Here is a 22,567-nt window from a genome sequence, read left to right on the forward strand (position 1 = left end):
TGTCCGGGAGTCGCGCCGTCCGCAAGCGGGGCGGCACGTCGGTGCTTACGGTGGTGCGTGCATGCCGTCCCTGCGGTAAATGCACGGAATTGCGTGTTCCACGGCACCGGGAAGCACCTTCCGTCGCCTCGCCCGTCGCCCGTCGGCGCATGCGCCCACCCCGGGCGGACCGTGGGTAGCGCGGTCCGTGCCCGGCAGAAGAGAGGTTGAGCCAGATGCGAGGCCCCGCGTCAGCCGGTTCCCCGGGCCCGGTGCGTGCCCATGGCGCACCGCCCGCCGTCCGGGCCTGGGCGCAAGCGCTCGGCGCGGCCGTGGCGGCCCTCGTCACCATGATCGTGGTCGCCGCCATCGGCCTGTGGGCCGCGGGCGCCACCGACCTCCCCGGCGGGGCCTTCCCGTCCGTGGTCGCGGCCACCGTGCTCGTCGCGGCCGGCGGCTCGGTGGGGCTGTCCGGCGACGCCGGGGTCATCGCCGAGGCCAATGCCGCGCTGGACGTCGTCCCGCTGTCGGTGACCCTCGCCGGAGCGCTGGTGCTGGCCTTCGTCTTCCTGCTGCCGCTGCGGCACCGCGCGGTGGCCGGCACCCGCGAGCTGCTCGCCCGGATCGCCCGGACGGCGGTGTGCTGGCTGGTCCTTCTGCTGCTGCTGTCGCTCGCCGCCCGGCACAGTTTCCGGATCTCGGTGGGCAACGACCTCGCCGAGCAGATCGGATCCGAGCTGGGCGCCACCCCCACCGTCGGCTTCCGCGCCGATGTGCCCGCGACGCTCGGCGTCGGGCTGCTGTGGGTGCTGGCGGTGCTCGCGCTGACCTTCCTCGTCTCCCGGCGCGCCCCGCTCTCGCCCCGGCTGCTGCACTACCAGGACTCCGTACGGCCCCCCGCCCACGCGATGGTGCTGACGCTGCTCGCCTACGCCGTGATCGGGCTGATCGTCGGCATCGTCGAGCTCATCACCAAGGACCGCCCGTCCGAGACCCTCGCCGTCATCTTCCTCGGGCTGCCGAACGTGGCCTGGATGGCGCTGGGCATCGGCACCGGCGGCGCCTGGGTGGGGCATGTCGACAAGGCCCTGGGGCTGCCCCTGCCGCACGCCCTCGACCAGGTGCTCCGCACCCACGGACAGCGGACCCTCGACCTCGGCTCGCTCGCCGAACAGGACCGCCGGGCCTGGCTGCTGGTGGCGGTGGCGGCCGTGGTGCTGCTCGCCGCCGCCTTCACCGCGGCGGTCCGCTCCCCGGCCCGGCTGCCGGCCTGGCGGCACGCCGTCGAGATGGCCGTGGCGCTGGCGCTCACCCTGTTCGTCGTCGGACTGCTCACCCGGATCTCAGCCCACTACGGGCTCTCCGTGATCGGCGTCGGCGACCTCGGCGGCGACCTGGGCGGCGAGGTCACCCTGGAACCCCAGCTGCTCCGGCTGGTGGGTGTGGGCCTCGTCTGGGGGCTGGTCACCGGCTTCCTCGGCAGCCTGCTGGCGCGGGGCGTACGGCATCCGGGTGAGGTACGGGAGCCGCGTGGCGGGCGGGAGCCGGACGGGGGACGGGAGCCGGACGGGCGCTAGGTTCCGCCGTCACATGTCACGCCCGCGCCGGTGGCAGCGGAACCACGCGGTGGCCCGGCACTTCACCCACCGCCCCGGCAGGCCGGTGGCATGTCCATGCGATCATGCGGCGATCGAGCGATCGGGCATCGAGCCATCGGGCATCGAGCCTTCGAGCGAGAACGGGAGTGCGGTGTGAGCGGGGCTGGGGGGCGGGACGGGTCGTCCGTGTCGGAAGAGGAGTGGGAGCGGTTCCTCCGCGAATCGGTGGCGGGTGCGGCCGAGGCTCCCGTGGAGCCGTCGGCGCGCGCCCGTGAGGTGGAGCGGCGGCTGCGGGAGAGCTCTGGGCAGCCGGCGGGCTGGCGTACGTACACACCGGCCCGGCCCCGGCGCAGGACAGGCTGGTATGTCACCGGGCTGGTGGCGGCCGTGGTCCTCCTGGTCGTGGGCCTCTTCCCGGAGCGGGTGGTCGGCTGGTTCGGTGGCTCCGACGGTGGGCGGGACGGGGCGTCGTTGGCCGCCGAGTCGCAAGCCCCGCGGGAGGCGCCCGGCGCTGAGCCGAATCTGCGCCCTACCCTCGCTGAACCCTTCCGGGGTTCGCCTGCCGTCCGCTGGGCTGACGGAGCGGCAGGGATCACGGTGCCACCGGCCGAGGCGACCGGCTGGATGGACGCCGCCCAGGTCGAGCGGGCACTGCGGCAGAGCCGGGACTTCCTGGTGGCCGCGGGGCTCGACTCCGGCGTGCTGCGCGGCGAGCGGCCCGCGAAGGCGATCGCGCTGTTGAACCCGCACCAGAAGGACGTCCAGGAGTATCTCCGTACCGCCCTGTCGTCGACGGCGCCCTCGCCCGAGACGAACCCGCTGCTGTTGTTCAGCCGCTTCCGGACGGAGCAGGCCCGGCTGGTCGGTGATGTGGTCAAGACGCGCGGTCGACTCGCGTACCGGAAGGGGAAACGGGGGGCGGTCGAGGTGACGGCGGACGTCACCTTCGTGTACCCGGTCACCCCGGCAGCCGACAGCGGGCGGGACGGCGAGGTCATCCGTACGATCGTGCGGCGCAAGGTGGTGATGAACTGGGACGACCCGGCCAAGGTGATCACCGAACCGGGCACGATGTCCCTCGTCTCGTACGCGCTCGACATGACCAACGGCGGCTGCTCCGCCCCGACCGGCTACTTCGTGCCGCCCTTCGGCACAGCCGACGAGCAGCCCGCCGACGCCCACCGCGTCGATCCATACGACCGCAGCAAGCCGATCGACACGAGCAACGGCACGACGGCCCCGGACAACGGCTGCGCGACCGCCACCCGTTCCTAGTTTCTGTCGTCAGATGTCACGCCCGCGTCAGGAGCAAGGCGACATCGCCTAGGGCCCCGTCCGCCCCGGGAACATCGGTGTCGCCCAGCGCGGCGGTGGCGGGGGTGCCGCGCTGCGCCGGCCGCCCGGGTCCGCCGGGACGTCGACCTGGGTCATGGGGTGCGCCTGCGGGGTGCCGGCCGGTGTCGGGGGGACGGTGGCCCGGCCGGCCGCGCGCAGTGCCGCCACGAAACCCCGGCAGGTCTCGTAGCGGTTCTCCGGTGCCTTGGCCAGCGACTGCGCGAACACCGCGTCGACGGTCTCCGGCAGATCCGGCCGCAGCTCCGTCATGGCCGGCGGCGGATCGTACTGATGCGCCCACAGCAGCGCCATGTCGTCGTCGCGGCGGAACGGCGGCGCCCCCGTCAGCATCTCGAACAGCACGCAGGCCAGGCTGTAGACATCGCAGCGGCCGTCCACCGGGCGGCCGGAGATCTGCTCGGGCGCCACATAGTCCAGCGTGCCGACGAACTGGCCGACGCTGGTGAACCCGGTCAGCGACAGCGACTTCTTCGTCAGCCCGAAGTCGGTGAGATAGGCGTGCTCGGGGCGGTCGCTGTCGGTGCCCTCGGCGATGAGGATGTTGCCCGGTTTGACGTCCCGGTGCACGAGGTCGTGCGCATGGGCGGCGTCCAGCGCGGACGCCACCTGGAGGGCGATCCGGCAGGCGGTCTCCAGCGACAGCGGCCCGTCGCGGTCGAGCAGCGCCCGCAGATCCCGGCCCTGGACGTAGCGCATCGCGATGTAGAGCACGCCCTCGGTCTCCCCGGCCTCGAAGACCGGCACGATGTGCGGGTGGTCGATCGCCGCGGCGACCCGCGACTCATGGGCGAAGCGCTGCCGGAAGGTGTCGTTCCGGGCGAGCTCGGGCGCCAGCACCTTCACCGCCACCGTACGGCCGAGCCGCAGGTCCTCCGCGCGGTAGACCACCGCCATCCCGCCCCGGCCGATCTCGTCCTGGAGCAGATACTCGGCGATCTGCCGCCCGCGCAGCCCGGAGGAGTCGGGAGCGGTGGAGCGGTCATGAGGCCGGCCGGGGGCCGCGCCGTTCACCGGATCTCACCCACGGGGTTCGGCGGCGGGGGCGGCCGCTCACCGGGGTGCAGGGCACGGGTCGCGGCGGGGTCCTGGGGCGGCCCCTCCGGTGGGCCCGACGCCCCGGGGTCCGGCGCCGGTCCGGGGGCGGCGGCCGTGGGGGCCGGCGGATCCGCCACCGGACCCGGCTCGTCCGGTGTCTCCGGGCCCGGCGTGGACCCGGGCCGCTCCCCGGACCGGGACGACGGCCCCGCCGTCACCGCGTACGTCTCCAGCGACACCCCGTCGCAGTAGCACCACCGCTCGTGCCGGGCGTCGTAGAGCCAGATCGCATCGCCGTCCACCACGACCCCCAGCCGGGTGCCGCGGGTGCGCCGGGCGAACGACTCGCCGTCCAGCTGCCCGGCGGCCAGCTCCTCGATCAGCTTCCGGTACCGGCTCAGTTCGCCCTCCGCGGCGCCCAGCAGCGGGCGGGGGTCCGCGGTCCGGGCGGCGCCCTGCTCGGCGGCCGGCGGTTCGCGCGGGACGGCCAGCAGCAGCCGGCCGTCGACCCAGGTCGACCAGCCGTTGGAGCACAGTGCCAGCGCCCAGTCGCCGCGGCGGTCGATGATCTGGACCGGCAGCAGCGGATCGAGCGGTGCGGACGGCCGGGTGGTGTCCGGGGCCGACCAGCTCGCCATACCTTCCGGAGGAACGACATGGCTGGGGAGGAATTCCGGCGAGGTCACAGGCGGCTCCTCGGCACTACTTGCGCATGATCTCGGGCTCGTGCCGCCGCAGCAGCTTGGTGACCACGAATCCCAGGAGCAGGGAGAGCACGATCATCATGCCCATGTTCAGCAGCCAGGTGCCCGGCTTGTGCTGGAACAGCGGGTCGGCGGTCCCCTGCGGCATGATGTGGTGCAGATCGATGGTGCCCGCCATGGCCCCGAGCGCCCACCGGGAGGGCACCAGCCACGCCAGCTGCTCCAGCACCGGCACCCCGTTCAGTTTCAGCAGCGCGCCGCAGAACACGACCTGAACGATCGCGAGCAGCACCAGCAGGGGCATGGTGACCTCTTCCTTCCGCACCAGCGCGGAAACGAACAGGCCGAGCATCATGGCGGTGAACGCCAACAGCGCCACCGCGAGGGTGATTTCGATCAGCGGCGGCATCAACACCCCTTTGCCGCCCGGTGCGTTCAGCTTGACGCCGATCAGCGCCACCAGGGTCAGCACGACGGCCTGGACGATGGTGATCGCGCCCAGCACCAGCACCTTGGACATCAGATACGCCGAGCGGGACAGGCCGACGGCTCTCTCCCGCTGATAGATGGTCCGCTCCTTGACCAGCTCCCGCACCGCGTTGGCGGCACCGGTCAGCACCGCGCCGACGCACAGGATCAGCAGCGCGTTGACCGCCGAGTCCTGGGTGAGCGCGGACCCGGCCAGGGCGTGCGCCATCGCTCCCATCACGAACGGCAGCGCGACCATGATGATCAGGAAGGTCCGGTCGGCGGTCAGCGCCGCCGCATAGCGCCGGACCAGCGTGTGCAGCTGCTTGCCCCAGCTCTGCGCCTTCGGTGCGGCCACCGGGCCCGCCGGGGCCTCGGGGGCGCGCGCGGGCTGATGGGAGTCCGCGGCGACATAGCGCCGGTGCTCGGGCGAGGCGCGGAATCGCCCTGCCCAGTCACGCTCCCTGTCGTTCTCGAAGGCCTCGAACGCCTCCGGCCACTGCTGGAACCCGAAGTAGGCCAGCGCCTCCTCCGGCGGTCCGTAGTAGGCGATGGTGCCGCCCGGCGCCAGGACCAGCAGCCGGTCACAGACGTCCAGGCTCAGCACGCTGTGGGTGACGACGATGACCGTACGGCCGTCGTCCGCCAGCCCGCGCAGCATATGCATCACGGAGCGGTCCATCCCGGGGTCGAGACCGGAGGTCGGCTCGTCGAGGAAGAGCAGCGACGGCTTGGTCAGCAGCTCCAGGGCCACGCTGACGCGCTTGCGCTGGCCGCCGGAGAGGCTGTGGATCGGCTGATTCGCCCGCTGGTCGAGGCCCAGTTCATGCATCACCTCGTCGACCCGCGCCTGCCGCTCGGCCTTCGCGGTGTCCTCGGGGAAGCGCAGCTCCGCGGCGTAGCTCAGGGCCCGGCGCACGGTCAGCTGGAGATGCAGGATGTCGTCCTGCGGGACGAGCCCGATGCGCTGGCGCAGCTCGGCGTAGTCGCGGTAGAGGTCACGACCGTCGTAGAGCACCGTGCCGTCGTCCGCGGGGCGCAGCCCGGTCAGCGCGTTGAGCAGCGTCGACTTGCCGGCGCCGCTGGGTCCGACCACGGCGAGCAGCGTCTTCTCGCCCACCGGGAAGGACACCTGCTCCATCAGCGTCTTTCGGCCGTTGTCGACCCGGACGGCGAGATCCTGTACGTCCAGCGACACCTCACCGGTGTCGATGAACTCCTGGAGTTCGTCGCCGACCAGGGCGAACGCGGAGTGGCCGATGCCGACGATATCGCCGGGGATCATCGGTGCCCGGTCCACCGGCTGGCCGTTGAGGTAGGTGCCGTTGTGGCTGCCCAGGTCGACGATCTCGAAGCCCTGGGCACCGGCCCGCAGCTCCGCGTGCCGGCGGGAGACCGAGAGGTCGTCGACGACCAGGTCGTTTTCGGGGGCGCGGCCGATCCGGGTGGTCCGGGCGGCGGGCAGCGGGCGTACGGAGCTGGGTTGGCGGAAGGTACGGGTGCCGGCCGGGTGCGAGACGGCGGAGGGCCGCTCGACGCGGGTCGCCGGCGGCGCCGGTGCCGCGGGCGCCGACGGGGTGGGCGGCGGCGGTGGTGGTGACGCCTTGGAGAGCACCGCACACGGACCGTCCGCGGGGTTGCCGAACCGGATCACCGTGCCCGGCCCGACGCCGGTCTCGTGCACCCGCCGGCCGTCGGTGAACGTGCCGTTGGTGCTGTCCTCGTCCTCCACCGTCCAGTGGCCCGACTTGGTCCGCAGCACCGCGTGATGCCAGGAAACCCGGGCGTCGTGCAGCACGAGTTCGCAAGCGGGGTCCCGTCCGACGTGGTAGACGCGGCTGGGGCTCATCACCTGGGTGCTGCCGTCGGACTCGATGACGAGTTCCGGCGCGGTGGGCGCATCCTGCCGCTCAGCCATACCAAAATGCTACGGCCGCGCGCCGGGCTCCGCCTGTCGGCGCGGGAGCGCCCGCGGCAGACAAAGTCCCCTTCCTAAAACGGTATTTCGGGGCGCGATCACCCTTTATGCGAGCGAATACGGCCGGTTACTCGCGAGAAACGGCACAGGTCAACTAGGGTGAACGCTCCGATTGGTCCCACCTGCAAATTCCATGGAAATGCCGGAATTTGCCGCGCTGGTCGAAAGAAGTCCTGCGGAACCCGGGACGCACAGTGCGGTGCAGGGCTACGTGGTGTCGGTAACACCGCTGAACGTCGGCTTTGTAAGACCCAGCCGGCCCGTCCGTCCTCCGGGACACGACGGGCCGGTCCCTTCTTATTCACCTACCTCCTGAAGGCAAGGCAGAGATGGCACGAGTCTCCCGACAAGACCCCGAGCAGTTCTCCCAGCAGCGGGCTCATCCCGTCGACGAGGTACTCCCCGTCGGCAAACTCGCCCTCTTCGGTTTCCAGCACGTCCTCGCGTTCTACGCGGGAGCGGTGATCGTCCCGGTCATTCTCGGAAATGCCCTGGGGCTGTCCCGCGCGGAGCTCGTCTATCTGATCAACGCGGACCTGCTGACCTGCGGTGTCGCCTCGATCATCCAGGCCCTCGGCGTCTGGAAGATCGGTGCCAGACTGCCGCTGGTCCAGGGCGTCACCTTCACCGCGGTCTCCCCGATGATCGCCATCGGGCTGGGCGCGGGCGGCGGCACCGCCGGTCTGCTCGTCGTCTACGGCGCGGTGATCACCGCGGGCATAGCGACCTTCCTCTTCGCGCCCTTCTTCAGCAAGCTGGTGAAGTACTTCCCGCCGATCGTCATCGGCACGATCCTCACCATCATCGGCCTCACCCTGATCCCGCAGGGGCTGCAGGACGCGGCCGGCGGTGCGCAGTTGATCGGCCACCCCGGCTACGGCGACCCCAAGAACCTCGCCTACGCGCTGGGCACCCTGCTCTTCATCCTGCTCGTGGTCCGGTTCGGGAAGTCGTACCTGAGCAGTCTCGCCGTACTGCTCGGCCTGGTCGCCGGCACCGGCGTCGCCTGGCTCCTCGGCGATGTGGATTTCGGTGGCGTGAAGAATGCCGCCTGGTTCGGCGTCAGCACGCCCTTTCACTACGGAATGCCGAAGTTCGAGCTGTTCCCGATCATCGCCATGGTCGTCGTCATGCTGATCACCATGGTGGAGACCACCGGAGACGTCTACGCCATCGGGGAGATCACCGGTAAAAAGGTCGACAACGCCACCGTCGCCAATGCGCTGCGCGCCGACGGTGTCGCCACTGTCCTCGGCGGAGTTTTCAACTCCTTCCCCTACGTGGCTTTTGCCGAGAACATCGGCCTGGTGCGGATGTCGAAGGTCATGAGCCGGTTCGTGGTGGTCGCGGCCGGCGGCTTCATGATTGTCATGGGCTTGCTGCCGAAGGCGGGCAGTGCGGTGGCCGCCATTCCGCATCCGGTGCTCGGCGGTGCCGCGGTCGCGATGTTCGGCATGGTCGCGGCGGTCGGCATCCAGATCCTCGGCAAGGTGGATCTGCGTGAGGAGCGCAACGCCCTGATTCTCGCGGTCAGTCTCGCCGCCGCGCTCCTGCCGAACGCGGTCGAGCCGTTCTTCACGCGGATGCCGGAGGACGTCCGCGCGGTCCTCAACAGCGGTATCACGCTGGGCAGCCTGACCGCCGTCCTGCTGAACCTCTTCTTCAACGTCTTCACCCGCCGGAAGACCATGGAGATCGACTGGGACGAGATCGAGGGCGACGAACCGGCGGAAGCGCACGAGCCGTTCGGCGCGCCCGCTCCGGCGGCCCCGTACACCCCGCAGGCACACCACCACCCGGGCCCGCCGCACGCTCCGGGGCCGCAGCACCCGCAGGGCGGACCGGACTGGGGGATACCCGGCCGCTGAGTCCGTCAACGGCCACGGGCGGGGAGGGAACCGGATGTCCGGTTCCCTCCCCGCCCGCCTTTTCGCCGGTGCCCGCGCCGGCCTACCTCAGTACGTCGGCACCGTGTTGAACGGCGGTGCCTCGCCCGCATCCCCGATCAGCTCCCAGAAGTGGTCCACCAGCCGGCGCAGATACGCCGAGCGCTCGGCCGCGACCTCCTTGAGCCGGGAGTCGTCGTTGCGCGCCACCACATGCCCCATGTAGCGCTCGGAGAACTCCGCGAACTCCCCGTGCATCGTGCGCAGTGCGTCGCTCACCCGCGTCTTGTTCAATGTGGTGATCTTGGCGACCGGCCCGACATGCGACTTCCAGCGCCCGTCGATGGCCGTCCGCAGATGCCCGGACAACTCCTCGTCCCGGCCCATCACCCCGATCAGCTTCCGCAGCGACAGCCCCAGCGCCTCCACCAGCGCCTTGGTCTGCCGGTAGTCGCCGTTCCACTGCCGTGCCGACTCGGCCGCCCAGTAGAGGGCCGGGTCCATCCCGATCAGCTGCGACAGCCGCTCCACGCTCAGCTGGCGGGCCATCCGGTGCTCGGCCAGGGTCCGCGGCTCGGCGCCCATCAGCGTCGTCGGCGGGCACCACAGCACATCGGCCAGGACGAACAGCTGCGCCTCGGTCGGCATCTGGGATCCGTACTCCCAGGCCTCGACCAGCTCGGGGCGGACCGGCGTACCGCATGCCGTCATGGACTGGGCGACCTGAGCCGTACTCAGGCCCACCCGGGCCCGCGCGGATCTGGCCTCGGCGGGGGAGAAGGGAGTGCTGTACACGTACGGGACACCTCGCTGCACCCGGCGAACGAGGGGTGCTTGGGGGGAGAGGGCATGGAGGAACATCCAGGAGCGGGCAGATTAACAGATGGTCGATAGGTACGAATCTACAGTTCCCCTGCGACTCGAAGGCGAGCGAGGCCGCTCGCCTGCGCCGGTGGGAGATGTGCGCTATCTGTCCGATTTCGCGACGCAACTCGCTTACTGGGTATAGCCGAAGCCCCGGTGCTTACCGGGCGGTAGCGATGCGTTGAGACCGTGCGGACGGCGGGACGTAATCAGAGCGTTACGCAGAAGCAGGAGTGGTGTCACCGTCTGCGTCGAGGCTGAAGTGGTCGACGGGCACCGCCGCGCGGGCTCGTTGACGGCACACCCGACATCCGGTCCTCCCCCACAATCCGATCAGGATGGGACCCCACATATGCGATCAGTGCTGGAACGCGCCCATGCGTTCCGAGGCTTGGAGCCTGCCTTAGCAGCCGTGCGCCCGCGCGCCCGTGTCCGTCCCCCCGGGAGACGGACCCGAAGAGCGACCGCGATCTGTGTACCTGTCATGCATCTGACAGTCGGCTAGAGGTCCGGACCGCTGCCGCCGACGCGGCGCGGCCCGGGCCCGCTTTCGCATGCCTTCTTGCACGAAAGGACATCCCCAGGTGCTCACTTCGCACCGCACCACCTCCCAGGGCTCCCCCATGGCCCTGCTCGACGCCGCGGACCCCGCCGCCCCCACCACCCCCGCCGACCGCTCCCGCGGCGGCGGGCATGTGCTGGTGGTCGGCGCCCCCGGGCCCCGCCTGGAGCGCCTCACCCGGACCCTGCGCGCCACCGGCCACGAGGTCAGCCACGCCCCGCCCGGCGAGGTCGACCGGCGGATGGGGCAGGCACACCCGGACGCCATCGTGGCCCTCGACGACCGGGGCGCACCCGGCGCCGACGGCGACAGCGGCCTCGACGTGATCCGCGAGGTCCGCACCGTCCCCGCCGGCCGGGCGCTGCCGCTGCTCATGGTCACCGCCGGCCCGGAACCCGCCGGAGCGGCGGACCTGCTGCGCCACGGCGCCGACGACTGCGTTCCGGAGGCCTCCGACCCGGACGAACTCTCCGCCCGTATCGAGGCCAAGCTCCGCCGCGTCCCCGTACCGGTCGAGAACCTGCCGCGGGACCCGCGCACCGGCCTGTACTCCCACGCGCACTTCCTGGACGAGCTCGACCGTGAACTGCGGCGCCCCGAGGCCGCCCGCAACGGCGGGGTGCTCGCCGTGGTCGGCGTGGCCGAGATGGCCGCCCTGGAGGCCCGCCTCGGACCGCGAATACGCCGTGAGGTCGCCGAGCGGCTGGCGGGTGTCGCGGAGCGGCTCGGCAGCTTCTGCGACCGGCTCGGCTGGGACGACGACGGCCAGCTGCTGATGCTGCTGCCCGGGGTCGACGGGGAGACGGCCCGCCGCGGGCTGGAGAAATTCGCCGCGACCGTGGCCGGTACCCGGTTCATCGTCGCGGACGAGAACGTGCGGCTCACCCCGGCGATCGGCTGGCTGCCGCTGGCCGGCTGCGCGGACGGCGGCCGGGCCGCCGGCCAGGCCCGGGACGCGGTCCAAGAGGCGCTCCGCCACCGGGATCTGCGCCCGGTGCGGTACGCGCCCTGGATGCGCGGCACCCCGCACCGCCACCGCCGCCCGTCCTTCAGCGCGCTGGTCCGGCCCGCCCTTTCGGCGCTCTCCCCGGTCCTGGCCCTGCTGCTCGGCGTCGCGGTGCCGTTCGTGCTCTACCTCCAGACGTACGCACTGGGCTGGGACCTCGGCTCCGCCATGTACTGGGTGGTGGTGGCCGGACTGGTGCTGTCCGCGCTGCTGATCGTCCTGGAGTGCCTCTTCTCCCTCGACGCGGCCGCCCGGCCCGAGACACCCGGCGCGCCGTACCCGCCCGCCAGCGCCGTCATCGCCGCGTATCTGCCCAACGAGGCCGCGACCATCGTCGAGACCGTCGAGTCGTTCCTCCGCCTCGACTACCCCGGCGAGCTGGAGATCCTGCTGGCGTACAACACGCCGCATCCGCTGCCCGTCGAGGACACCCTCCGCGAGATCGCGGCCCGCGACCCCCGGCTGGTGCTGCTGCCGGTCGCGGGCAGCACCTCCAAGGCGCAGAACATCAACGCCGCGGTCACCCGGGTCCGTGGCGAGTTCGTCGGCATCTTCGACGCCGACCACCACCCGGCCCGGGACGCGTTCCGGGACGCCTGGCACTGGCTGTCCCACGGCCATGACGTCGTCCAGGGGCACTGCGTGATCCGCAACGGCGAGAGCTCCCGGATCGCCGAGCTGGTGGCGGTGGAGTTCGAGGCGATCTACGCGGTCAGCCACCCGGGCCGCACCCGGCTGTACGGCTTCGGCGTGTTCGGCGGCTCGAACGGCTTCTGGCGGACGGATCTGCTCGCCCGGATCCGGATGCACGGCTCGATGCTGACCGAGGACATCGACTCGACCCTGCGCGCCCTGGGCGAGGGCGCCCGGTTCGCCGTCGACCGCACCCTCATCTCCCGCGAACTGGCGCCCACCACCCTGAAGGCGCTGTGGAACCAGCGCTCCCGCTGGGCACAGGGCTGGCTCCAGGTTTCGCTCCGGCATCTGTGGCGCAGCCTGCGCTCGCCTGCTTTCACGGCCCGTCAGAAACTGGGCCTCTGTGTCCTGTTGGGCTGGCGCGAGGTGCAGCCGTGGCTGACGCTCCAGATCCTGCCCATCCTGCTGTACTCGGCCTGGAAGGCCGGCGGGCTGCACCGGCTCGACTGGGCGGTGCCGGTGTGCGTACTGGCGGTGCTGTTCACCATGGCGGCCGGCCCGGTGCAGGCACTCTTCGCCTGGCGGCTGGCGGTACCCGAACTCCGCTCCCGCGGCCGCTGGTTCTGGTCCTATCTCCTCGTCTCGACCTTCTTCTACAGCCACTTCAAGAACATGGTGGCCCGGCAGGCGCATCTGAAGGAGGCGCTGGGGGACCGGCAGTGGCGGGTCACCCCGCGGGCCGCCGGGGCGAAGGCGGTGGCCCGCCGATGAGCCGTACGGACACCGCTCCGGCCCGCGGCCGGGCCAGTGCCATCGACGGCTTTCGCGGGCTCGCCGCGCTCAGCACCGTCGCCTTCCACGTCTGGCAGCAGTACTTCCGCTATGACGCACAGGGCAGCCACCCGCCGGTCGACAACCCGGTCCTCGGCGCCGTCCTCTCCCTCGAAGTCATCGACCTCTTCTTCGTGCTGTCGGCGTATCTGCTGACGCTGTCGTACGCACGGGCCGCCCTCGACGGGGGCTCGACCCGGCCCGCCCGGCTGTTCCTCTTCCGGCGGGCGATCCGGATCCTGCCGCTGTACTTCCTGGCGGTGCTGGTCGTCTGGGCGACTCGCAATCCGACCCTGCCCGGCAACTGGCGGGACCTGGTCGAGCACCTCACCTTCACCCATGTCTTCGACCGGCAGCGGATCTTCTACACCCTGGGTCCCACCTGGTCGCTGTCGCTGGAGGTGCTCTTCTACCTCGTCCTGGTGGCGCTCGGGCCGCTGGCGGTCCGTGCCTGCCGTCCGCTGCGCCGGCGCCGTACCAGGGTGGCGGTGTGCGCGGCGGGGTGCCTGTTCCTGTACGCCGCGCCGCTCGCCTGGATCGCCGTCGCCCACTACCGGTTCGGGGTGCCGCACACCGACTGGGTGGTGTACTTCGGCCCGCAGGCCCGCTTCGGCGGGTTCGCGGCCGGGATGGGGCTGGCCGTGCTGACCGCCGCCCTCGGTGACCGGGGCCGCCTCGGGCCGCGCACCGCACTGCCGTTGGCCGCGCTCGCGCCGGCCGGACTGTTCGCGCTCTCCCTGGACTCCGGCCCGGAGAACTTCACCTTCACCTTCTACCACCCGATCGCCTCGGCCCTGTGGGTGGTGCTGCTCTTCAGTACCCTCCACGTACGTCAACAGACCTTCTGGCACGGCCTGTTGACGGCCCGCTGGCTGACCGCCGCCGGACTCGTCAGCTACAGCCTGTTCATCTGGCACGAGCCGGTCATGCTCCAGCTCCACAACGCCGGCCTGCTGCCCACCGGGCAGTCGGGCTTCCTGCCGGCCCTGCTCATCGTGTTCCTGGTGGCGGTGCCCGTGGCGGCGGCGAGTTACTGGCTCATCGAATATCCGGCGAGCCTGCTCAGCCGGCTCAAGGACCACCGCGGCCGGCCACGGGAGTTCTATCCGGAGCCGGCCACCCGCTGACGGCGGCCGGCGGCCCGTCACCTTCGCCGGAGATCAGCGCCCCGCGCGCCGGTCTCCGGCGAAGATCCGATCGAGGTGATAGTCCAGGGTGCGGCGCACCTCGTCCAGCGTGCGGCGCCCGTGGAGCACATCACTGCCCAGCCCCACCGCACCGGAGACCAGCAGATCGGCCTCGCGCCACGGATCGAGACCGGGCGCGGTCCGCCCGTCGGCCCGCGCCACCGAGATCAGCTCCGCCACCAGCCGCTCCAGCGGCTGCTCGGCAGGAAGAAAGACCTTGGCGAGGTCGGGGTCGGTCAGGCTGCGCGCGTAGTACGCGGCGAACACCCGCAGCGCGGTGGCACGCTGAGCGTCGACGGGCAGGAATTCGTCCAGCACCGCCCGCAGCAGACCCCGGGGTTCCGTGGCATCGAACGGGATGCGGGAACGGGCGATGCGCTCGTTCTCCGCGTGCAGCAGATGCAGCCCGTCGACCAGGAGCCGGTGCTTGCTCCCGAAGTGGTACTGGACCGCGCGCAACGACACCCCCGCCTCGGCCGCGACCTCCCGCAGGCTCGCCGCGTGCAGCCCCCGCTCGGCGGCGATCCGCCAGAGCGCCTCGGCGATCCGCAGCCGCTTGCCCGACGGTGCCTCCGCCACCGGCCGCTCGGGCGCCGGGACCGGCGTCTGCTTGCGCCGCCGGTACGCCTTGGCCTGGCAGCTGCGCGAGCAGTAGAGCGCCGGCCGGCCCCGCCCCACCGGCGGGAGGGCCGTACGGCACATCCGGCACACCGGCCCTCCCGAGCGCCCCTTTTCCGCACGCACGATTCCCCTCCCGATTCCCTGAATTGTGTGACGTAAGTCGAATTACGCAGTAATTCAGCGGCCAATTACGGTTTTCCGAATGATACGTTCGTAACGCCCTCGGGGAACAGGGGGGCAGGGGAACAGGGGCAACAGAGGGCCTGTCGACAGCGCGTACAGGCAGCACTTTTTGGGGGACCGATGAAGTACGACATTTTTCAGATCGCCGGCGCCATCGTGATGGTGGCCTTCGCGCAGGGCGCGATCCGGCTGCTCTTCGACCACACCGACACCGGATTCCTCGGCTGGCTCGGTGGTGGTTTCACCGTCACGCTGGCCGTACACATGGCGCTGGTCGCCGTCGGAGTGCTGCTGACGGGCTGGGCCCACACCCGGGCGAAGGCGCTCGGCCGGCGGAACTGACCGTCCGGCATTCTGTGGGAGAGCTTCGGTCGAGGGGCCGGGAAGAACAGTCGGCCCGCCGCGAGGAGTTGCGGGCCCGCAGAGATCTACGCACCGGCAACTCCCGCCTCAGAACGCGGAGTTGCTGAACCAGCGCGTCAGTAGCTCCTCATTGCCCATGGTCTCGACGGCGTCCGAGCCGCGGTCCAGGCGCCCGTACAGGAGCAGCAGCAGATCCGCCGCCGTGCCCTGGACACCGGCGTCGGCGGAGGCGGCTGTCGTGTCCTCCCCGGCCCTGGGCTCGACTCCGAAGTTGTCGGGCCGCAGTCGGATCAGCCAGTCGCCGTCCGTGTCGGTGCACCGGAAGCGGAGGGTTTCGCCCTCGCCGCGCAGCCGGGCCACATGGGGCGCGAAGAACGTGGCGTACGGCAGGTTCGTCAGGAACTCGTCCACGCCGTCCGTCGCGAGCGCGGGGTCGATCACCGGCCGGCGGCCGAGCGCGCGCTCCGCGTCCGTGCGGTGCACCAGCGTCTCGAACAGCATCCGCCGCATCCAGAACCGGGCGTGCTGATCGGCGCCCCACGCCCACATCGGGGCGTCCGCATCGGTGCCGGCGAAGGCGTCCGCGGCCTCCGCGGCGCTCGCCGACAGCCAGTCGGCCCAGCCGTCCTCCGCGGTCGGCAGATGCAGCTCCACCTCCCGGCTTCGCGGCGGTTCCTGGACCAGTCGGCGCAGCAGCACGGAGAACATGCGCTGCACGCTCCCGGTGTGCTTGACCAGGTCACGGAGCGCCCAATCCGGGCAGCCGGGCACCGGGGCCGTCAGGTCCGCGCCGTCCAGCGCCGCCACGAATGCGGCGGTCTCGGTCGCGACGGCGGCGCGGTGCTCGGCGGGACCGACGGCCCGGCCCCCGGGGTGAGAGGTGTGCATGGCCGGTGGTTCCCGATCTCTCCGGCCCGGCGACCGGTACGGCCGGGCATCTGTGCGCAGCCTGCCACAGCCGGCGGGCGCCGGAGCCGGGGCCCTACCCGCGTCGCCGGGCACCGGCCGGGGGCGTCAGCCCACGTGGACCCGGGGCCGCCGGGCCGGGTCGGGCTCGGCGCGGCGGAGCACCTCCCGGGTGACCGGCGCGACCTCGCCGTCGCCGAAGACCAGGAAGCGCAGCAGATGGCTGAGCGGATGGCCCTCGGTCCAGTTGAAGTAGACGTGCGGCACCTGGCCGGTGTGCTCGCGCAGCTGCATCAGGACGGCGGCGATGGTGTTCGCCACACCGGCGCCCTCCACCCGCAGGATCTGCGCCCCGTACCGCTCCTCGCCCTGGACGTGCAGGTCCGTGGTGAAGTCCGAGGAGTCCCGGACGGTGACCTCCAGGAACAACACCGGCCGCCCGTCGGGGATATGGGTCTCCTCGCGCTGGCTGTACTCCTTCTCCCGGTACTCCGCCTCGTCCCGCTCGTCGGGCTCGTTGGCGATGACCCGCAGCGGCCCGGCCGCCAGCGCGGCGTCGATCAGCCGCTGCGCGGTCCCGTCGAAGCCGACCTGTACGGCGCGCAGTTCGAAGGCCCGGTGCACCCGTGAGGCGAACGAGGTCAGCAGGATGCCCAGGATGAACAGCAGGGCGATCTTCAGGCCGTCCGGCCGCTCGATGACATTGGTGATCAGGGTGTAGCCGAAGACGACGGTGATGGCGCCGAAGCCGACGGCGGACGCCCGGTGGCGGCGGTGGCGGGCGGCGACGGTGGAGGCGAAGGACGCCGAGAGCATCAGCACCAGCACACCGGTCGCATACGCACCGCTCTGCTCATCGACGCTGGCGTTGAACAGGACGGTGATGCCGAAGGCGATGGCCAGGAAGATCAGCACCAGCGGGCGCACCGCCCGCGCCCACTCCGGGGCCATGCCGTAGCGCGGCAGATAGCGCGGGACGAGGTTGAGCAGTCCGGCCATCGCCGAGGCACCGGCGAACCAGAGGATGGCGATGGTGGAGAGGTCGTAGACGGTGCCGAAGGCCTCGCCGAGGTGCTGATGCGCCAGGTAGGCCAGCGCCCGCCCGTTGGCGGAGCCGCCGGCCTCGAACTCGTGCTGCGGGATGAGCAGGGTGGTGGCCAGGCTCGACAGCAGCAGGAAACCGCTCATCACCAGCGCCGCGGTGGTCAGCAGCCGGCGGGTGCCGCGGATCCGGCCGGCCGGGTGCGCCGCGGTGTCCGCGGCATCGCCCTGGACCTGCGGCATCACGGCGACGCCCGTCTCGAAGCCGGACATGCCCAGCGCCAGCTTGGGGAAGACCAGCAGCGCCACCCCGACGATCGCCAGCGGCGAGGAGTGCGCGGCGGTCATGGCGCCCCACCAGTTGTCGATCACCACCGGGTGCGACAGCACCTGCCAGGCCGAGGTGGCCAGGACGACGACGTTCAGCGCCAGATAGGTGCCGACCAGGCCGACGGCTATGCCGATCGCCTCACGGAAGCCCTTGAGGAACACCGCGCCCAGGGCGGCCAGCAGCACCAGGGTGATCCACAGGTTCGCGCCGTGCAGCAGCGGAGGGGCGAACGGGTTCTCCACGACGTGCGCCGAGGCGTCCGCGGCCGACAGCGTCATCGTGATGATGAAGTCGGTGGCGGCGAACCCCAGCAGCACCAGCACCAGCAGCTTCCCCGCCCACCAGGGCAGCAGCCGCTCCAGCATGGCGATCGAACCCTCGCCGTTCGGGCTCTCCTTGGCGACCCGGCGGTACACCGGCAGCGCGCCGAGCAGCGTCAGCGCGATCAGCACGAGCGTGGCGAACGGCGACAGCAGCCCGGCCGCCAGCGCGGCGATGCCCGGCTGGTAGCCCAGGGTCGAGAAGTAGTCGACACCGGTCAGGCACATCACCCGCCACCAGGAGTGCCCCTTGTGCTCGGCCGGCGGGGTGCCGTGCGGCCCGGGGTGGCGGGCGGCCTGACTGCTCAGCCCGTCCAGCAGCCAGCCGCGCCACCGTCGGGAGGTGGGGGCGGCGGGAGGCGCGGGGTCCGCCTGGACACTGGTCATGCGGGTACGTCCTGCCGATCATCGGTCGTCGGTTCGGGCAACGAGGAGCGAGTATGCATCACCGTGTGAGCGTCGCCCCGGCCCACCCCGCATCCGGCGACATCGGCCGGTTCACCCCCTGACGTCAAGACGGTGTCAGAAAGCGTCCACCGCCCGTACGCAGCGCGTTAAAGACTGCGCCACGGCGCTCCCGGACCGTCCCGGGGGCGCAATCTGGCGGCAAGGGTCCACCGCGGATCCACCGGACCACATCACCGGTCCGCCGCACGAGGCCGCAGCAGGAGGTGCTCCCCATGACCACCCTTCACCGCCCGGCGCCCCCGCTCCGCCCATACCGCCCCCGCACCACGCAGTTCCCCCAGGTCAGGCCGTCGGCACCGCAGCCGGCCCACCGGGTGCCGCCGGACCGCACCCTCGCCCGTGACCTCGCGCTGCCGCTCGGCGCCGTCGGGGCGGCGCTGCTGGTGACCGCCCTGCTGCTGACCGGCGCGACCGCCCACCCATCCGCCGTACTGGCCCTCTTCGCCCTGCTGACGCTGGCCGTGGCACTCCGCACCCGCCCGGCCCTGGCCCCCGTCGCGGCCCTGGCGTCCTGGATGTTCTACGACGGCTTCGTCCTCCACCAGCACTCCGAACTGGCCTTCCACGCCCCGGACCGGACGAGCCTGCTCGTCCTCCTCCTCGCCGCCGCCACGGGCGCGGGCTGCGCGACCGCCGTACGGGCCGTACGACGGCGGTCGGTCGGCTGACGGGCCGGCCGGGTCAGGCGCCCGTCCCCTGATCGGCGCCGGCGGCCGACGACTCCTCGGCTTCCTGCTGCGGGACCTCGACCGGGAAGTGGATCGGGCGACGTGGCTGGTGCGCCAGTAGCGGGCCGCGTTTGGGGGGAGAGCGGACCGGGCGGCGCACCGGCGACTGGCCGGCGGCCCGGACGGTCGAGGGGCTCGTACGGGGCCTCGTGCCGGGAAGGTTCAGCCGCGGCACCAGCACCTGCGGCGCCGGGAGAGGGTCGCGCGACGGTATCGGCGGGCCGCGGCCCGGCGTCGGCGGCTCGCCGCGCCCAGGAATCCGAGGCCGATGCCCAGCATCCAGACGTCCTTGGCCAAGGGGGTGCCGTTCTGGGTCGGCCGCAGGCTCCCCGGCTTCCGCATCCCGGGAGTTCGCAGATACATCCCGACCAGTCCGCCGGAGAACCCGGTCAGCGCGAGTCCGGCCAGCCGGGTGGGGACGAACGGTGCCAGCAGCGCACCGCCGACCGCGACTTCGGAGCACGCCAGCAGCCGGGTGAACTGCTCGGCGGGCATCTTGTCCAGGAATGGATAGGCCACCCGCGCCATCCCGTGCACGCCCTCGGCGGTCGCCGGGTCGGCCCGCAGCAGCGTCAGCCCGGAATCCAGGATGAACGCACCAACGGCCAGCCGCGGAGCCAGATCACGCGCTTCGGGCAACTGCACCATGGGAGCCTCCAAGATCAGTCGTCGGCCCCTTCAACGAGCTTAGCCAGGGGGTGAGGGGGCTGCATCCGGCAGGACCCCCGCCAGAGGACCTCCTCCCCCTCACAGCGCCGGCACGTCGTCCCACTGGTCGAGGACGTCCTCGGTCGCGTCCGGGCCGGGCTCCGGGCGGTCGCCGTCGAGGGACTGTTCGGTCCAGATGACCTTGCCGCCCGGTGTGTAGCGGGTGCCCCAGCGGTGCGCGAACTGGGCGACGAGGAAGAGGCCGCGGCCGCCCTCGTCCGTGGTCGCGGCGCGGCGCAGATGCGGGGAGGCGCTGGTGCCGTCGGAGACCTCGCAGATCAGGGCGCGGTCGTACAGCAGCCGGACCCGGATCGGCTGGGCGCCGTAGCGGATGGCGTTGGTGATCAGTTCGCTGAGGATCAGCTCGGTGGTGAAGTCGATCGCCGCCAGGCCCCAGGACTCCAGCATGCGCAGACAGGCCGCCCGTACGGGGGCGACGGCCGCCGGGTCGGAGGGCACCTCCCATTCGGCGACCCGTGTGGGGTCCAGCAGCTGGGTGCGGGCCACCAGGAGGGCGATGTCGTCGCTGGGGTGGGCGGGCAGCATCGCGTCGAGGACCGCAGTACAGGTCTCCTCGGGGGTGCGGTCCGCCCCGGCCGCCAGGGCCGTACGGAGCAGCTCCAGACCGGTGGCGATATCGCGGTCCCGGTTCTCGACCAGCCCGTCGGTGTAGAGCACCAGCCGGGAGCCCTCGCTCAGCGTCAGCTCCGCGGTCTCCACCGGCACGCTGCTGCCCAGGCCCAGGGGCGGGGAGACGGGCACCTCGGGGAACGAGACGGAGCCGGCGGGGCCGATCACGGCCGGGGCGGGGTGCCCTGCGGTGGCCAGCGTGACCCGGCCGGTGACCGGATCGTAGATGGCGTACAGGCAGGTCGCGCCGGTGATGCCGGTGCGCCCCGGCACGCCTTCGGGGTCGCCCTCACTGCCGACGGACCACGTCCCCGCGCCGTCGAGTCCCCTGCCGCCGGTGCCGGGGTCGGTGCCGGTGCCGGTGCCTGTGTCTGCCCCGAGGCCGGCTGCCCGCGCCTCATCCGTGTCGATATGCGTGACCAGTTCGTCCAGGTGGTTCAGCAGCTCGTCGGGCGGCAGGTCGAGGGCGGAGAAGTTGTGGACCGCGGTCCGCAGCCGGCCCATGGTGGCGGCGGCGTGCAGACCGTGTCCCACGACATCGCCGACGACCAGCGCGACCCGGGCGCCGGGCAGCGGGATCACATCGAACCAGTCGCCGCCGACCCCGGCGTGCGCGGGCAGATAGCGGTGGGCGACGGCCAGCGCGGACTGCTCGGGCAGGGTCTGCGGCAGCAGGCTGCGCTGGAGGGTGACGGCGGTGGTGTGCTCGCGGGTGTAGCGGCGGGCGTTGTCGACCGCGACCGCGGCCCGTGCGGTCAGCTCCTCGGCGAAGGCCAGATCCTCCTCCTCGAAGGTGCCGGAGGCGCCGGACCGCCAGTAATTGGCCAGCCCCAGCACCACGCCGCGCGCCTGAAGCGGTGTGGTGATCAGCGAGCGGATACCGGAGTCCAGGACCCGCTGGGTGCCGTCCGGGTCCTGCTGCCGCCAGGCGTCCGAGGCGGACAGGTCGCCGACGAGGACCGGCCGGCCGCTCGCCAGGCCCGTCGCCATCGGCGTACCGGACACATAGCGCATCACCTCGCCGACCCGGTAGATCGCCGTTTCCTCGGGGACCCCCTTGACCGCCATCCGCTGGAGTTCGGCGTTCGCCCCGACCGTCGGTTCGTCGCCGCGCAGCACGGGCTCCAGCAGCTCGACGGTGACCACATCGGCGAACCGGGGCACCGCGACCTCGGCCAGCTCCTCGGCGGTCCGCCCCACATCCAGCGTGGCGCCGATCCGCAGCCCCGCGTCGTAGATCAGCTTCAGCCGTTCCTGGGCCACGCTCGCCCGGCCGGCCAGCGCCCGCAGCTCTCTGGTGTCCCGCAGCGTCACCACGGTCCCGGCGGGACGGCCGCTCGGGGCGGTCGGCCGGACGTTCACCGCGAGCAGCCGGTCGCCCGCCAGCAGCACCTCGTCGGTCGCCGCCCGCCCCGACGCGAGCAGCGCGCTCAGCTGCGGTTCCAGCCCGAGGTCCGCGACCGGGCGCCGTTCCGCGTCCGCAGGCAGTTCGAGCAGCCGCCGGGCCTCGTCGTTGGCCAGCAGCAGCCGTCCGTCACTGCCGAGGATCAGGACGCCCTCCCGTACGGCGTGCAGCACCGCGTCATGGTGGTCGTACCGCTGCCGCATCTCGGCCGGACGCACCCCGCCGGTCTGCCGCCGCAGCCGCCACCCCACCAGGGCCGCCCCGCCGGCCACCAGCAGCAGCACCCCGGCGGCGGAGCCGAGCAGCACCGGAAACTGGTCCTCCCCCTGTGCGCCCGTTTGCTCCGGGGCCGCCGCTTCCCGGGGCGGCGGGGGGTGGGCGGCGCGTACGGCGGTACGGGTGTCCGGCGCCTGGGTGGCGGGCTGGGCCGCGGCGGCCGCGAGCTGACGGCCCTGCCGGGCGCTCGCGTCGGGGGCCTGGAAGGCGAGCGCCAGGACGGCCACGATCCCCAGCAGCACCGCGCGGGCGAGCTGCCGTACGGACACCCGGCCCGCGAGGCGAGGACCGTTCAGCGGCGAGCGCGGGCGCGTTCCCGGGGAGCGTGGTGACGCCGGTGCATCGTCACCTTCTCGCCCGAAAATTTCCGTCATGACCCATATTTAGCATTGTGCTCCACCGTGAGGTGCCCGGCCGTGCGGCGCCAGGTGCTCGGCCGATCGGCCCGTGGCGCTGCCGCGGCATTCTGCGTACGCGCTATTGAGCAATGCTCAGCC

16 protein-coding genes are annotated in these 22,567 nt (G+C 72.1%); 7 read left to right on the forward strand and 9 right to left on the reverse strand.

Annotation, left to right across the window (positions count from 1 at the left end; genetic code table 11):
- The first annotated feature begins 215 nt into the window (after nt 1-215).
- A complete protein-coding gene (locus tag CP981_RS30380; RefSeq protein WP_425282174.1) occupies nt 216-1,556 on the forward strand; it encodes a streptophobe family protein in 1,341 nt (446 codons plus the stop codon).
- A 207-nt stretch (nt 1,557-1,763) separates the two neighbouring features.
- Nucleotides 1,764-2,852 carry a hypothetical protein gene (locus tag CP981_RS30385; protein WP_085923863.1) on the forward strand — a complete coding sequence of 363 codons (1,089 nt, stop codon included), beginning with the start codon at nt 1,764-1,766 and terminating at the stop codon, nt 2,850-2,852.
- 48 nt (nt 2,853-2,900) lie between these two features.
- Here CP981_RS30385 and CP981_RS30390 read toward each other — a convergent pair whose 3' ends face one another.
- The 3 genes from CP981_RS30390 to CP981_RS30400 are packed head-to-tail and all read right to left on the reverse strand — an operon-like array spanning nt 2,901 to nt 7,058.
- A complete protein-coding gene (locus tag CP981_RS30390) occupies nt 2,901-3,944 on the reverse strand; it encodes a serine/threonine-protein kinase (protein ID WP_085923864.1) in 1,044 nt (347 codons plus the stop codon).
- On the reverse strand, nt 3,941-4,654 hold the full coding sequence (locus tag CP981_RS30395; RefSeq protein WP_085923865.1) for a hypothetical protein: 714 nt from the start codon (nt 4,652-4,654) through the stop codon (nt 3,941-3,943). Before CP981_RS30395 ends, CP981_RS30390 begins: the two co-directional genes overlap by 4 nt.
- Nucleotides 4,655-4,670: 16 nt before the next feature.
- Entirely contained in the window at nt 4,671-7,058 is a 2,388-nt protein-coding gene (locus tag CP981_RS30400; RefSeq protein WP_085923866.1) for an ABC transporter ATP-binding protein/permease, read from the reverse strand.
- Nucleotides 7,059-7,447: 389 nt separating this feature from the next.
- On the opposite strand from CP981_RS30400, the gene CP981_RS30405 reads away from it, so the two are divergent.
- Nucleotides 7,448-8,986: a nucleobase:cation symporter-2 family protein gene (locus CP981_RS30405; protein WP_085923867.1), complete on the forward strand. Its 1,539-nt coding sequence runs from the start codon at nt 7,448-7,450 to the stop codon at nt 8,984-8,986.
- A gap of 87 nt (nt 8,987-9,073) precedes the next feature.
- On the opposite strand, the gene CP981_RS30410 is transcribed toward CP981_RS30405, so the two are convergent.
- Nucleotides 9,074-9,799: a transcriptional regulator gene (locus CP981_RS30410; protein WP_244329849.1), complete on the reverse strand. Its 726-nt coding sequence runs from the start codon at nt 9,797-9,799 to the stop codon at nt 9,074-9,076.
- A 653-nt stretch (nt 9,800-10,452) separates the two neighbouring features.
- On the opposite strand from CP981_RS30410, the gene CP981_RS30415 reads away from it, so the two are divergent.
- Together CP981_RS30415 and CP981_RS30420 are read left to right on the forward strand one after the other, a co-directional pair.
- The gene (locus CP981_RS30415) at nt 10,453-12,843 is read left to right on the forward strand and encodes a glycosyltransferase (protein WP_085923869.1); all 2,391 of its coding nucleotides are present in this window, start codon (nt 10,453-10,455) and stop codon (nt 12,841-12,843) included.
- The gene (locus CP981_RS30420; RefSeq protein WP_244329850.1) at nt 12,840-14,030 is read left to right on the forward strand and encodes an acyltransferase family protein; all 1,191 of its coding nucleotides are present in this window, start codon (nt 12,840-12,842) and stop codon (nt 14,028-14,030) included. Before CP981_RS30415 ends, CP981_RS30420 begins: the two co-directional genes overlap by 4 nt.
- A 33-nt stretch (nt 14,031-14,063) precedes the next feature.
- Here the strand turns inward: CP981_RS30420 and CP981_RS30425 are convergent, their stop codons facing one another.
- Complete coding sequence (locus CP981_RS30425; RefSeq protein WP_244329851.1) at nt 14,064-14,834, reverse strand: TetR/AcrR family transcriptional regulator; 771 nt, start codon at nt 14,832-14,834, stop codon at nt 14,064-14,066.
- Between the two features lie 180 nt (nt 14,835-15,014).
- Between CP981_RS30425 and CP981_RS30430 the strand changes: the two genes are divergently transcribed.
- On the forward strand, nt 15,015-15,236 hold the full coding sequence (locus CP981_RS30430) for a hypothetical protein (protein WP_085923872.1): 222 nt from the start codon (nt 15,015-15,017) through the stop codon (nt 15,234-15,236).
- Between the two features lie 108 nt (nt 15,237-15,344).
- Here the strand turns inward: CP981_RS30430 and CP981_RS30435 are convergent, their stop codons facing one another.
- Both CP981_RS30435 and CP981_RS30440 read right to left on the reverse strand, forming a co-directional pair.
- Nucleotides 15,345-16,145: a maleylpyruvate isomerase family mycothiol-dependent enzyme gene (locus CP981_RS30435; protein WP_085923873.1), complete on the reverse strand. Its 801-nt coding sequence runs from the start codon at nt 16,143-16,145 to the stop codon at nt 15,345-15,347.
- Between the two features lie 126 nt (nt 16,146-16,271).
- Nucleotides 16,272-18,242, reverse strand: a complete 1,971-nt coding sequence (locus CP981_RS30440; RefSeq protein ID WP_208852998.1) for an APC family permease — start codon at nt 18,240-18,242, stop codon at nt 16,272-16,274.
- 293 nt (nt 18,243-18,535) lie between these two features.
- Here CP981_RS30440 and CP981_RS30445 point away from each other — a divergent pair, with 293 nt between their 5' ends.
- Nucleotides 18,536-18,991 carry a DUF4118 domain-containing protein gene (locus CP981_RS30445; RefSeq protein WP_244329852.1) on the forward strand — a complete coding sequence of 152 codons (456 nt, stop codon included), beginning with the start codon at nt 18,536-18,538 and terminating at the stop codon, nt 18,989-18,991.
- A 222-nt stretch (nt 18,992-19,213) separates the two neighbouring features.
- On the opposite strand, the gene CP981_RS30450 is transcribed toward CP981_RS30445, so the two are convergent.
- Both CP981_RS30450 and CP981_RS30455 read right to left on the reverse strand, forming a co-directional pair.
- Nucleotides 19,214-19,699: a hypothetical protein gene (locus tag CP981_RS30450; RefSeq protein ID WP_085923874.1), complete on the reverse strand. Its 486-nt coding sequence runs from the start codon at nt 19,697-19,699 to the stop codon at nt 19,214-19,216.
- Between the two features lie 99 nt (nt 19,700-19,798).
- Nucleotides 19,799-22,444: a SpoIIE family protein phosphatase/ATP-binding protein gene (locus tag CP981_RS30455; RefSeq protein ID WP_085923875.1), complete on the reverse strand. Its 2,646-nt coding sequence runs from the start codon at nt 22,442-22,444 to the stop codon at nt 19,799-19,801.
- Nucleotides 22,445-22,567 lie beyond the last annotated feature (123 nt).

The sequence above is a fragment of the Streptomyces platensis genome (assembly GCF_008704855.1).
Taxonomy (GTDB): domain Bacteria; phylum Actinomycetota; class Actinomycetes; order Streptomycetales; family Streptomycetaceae; genus Streptomyces; species Streptomyces platensis.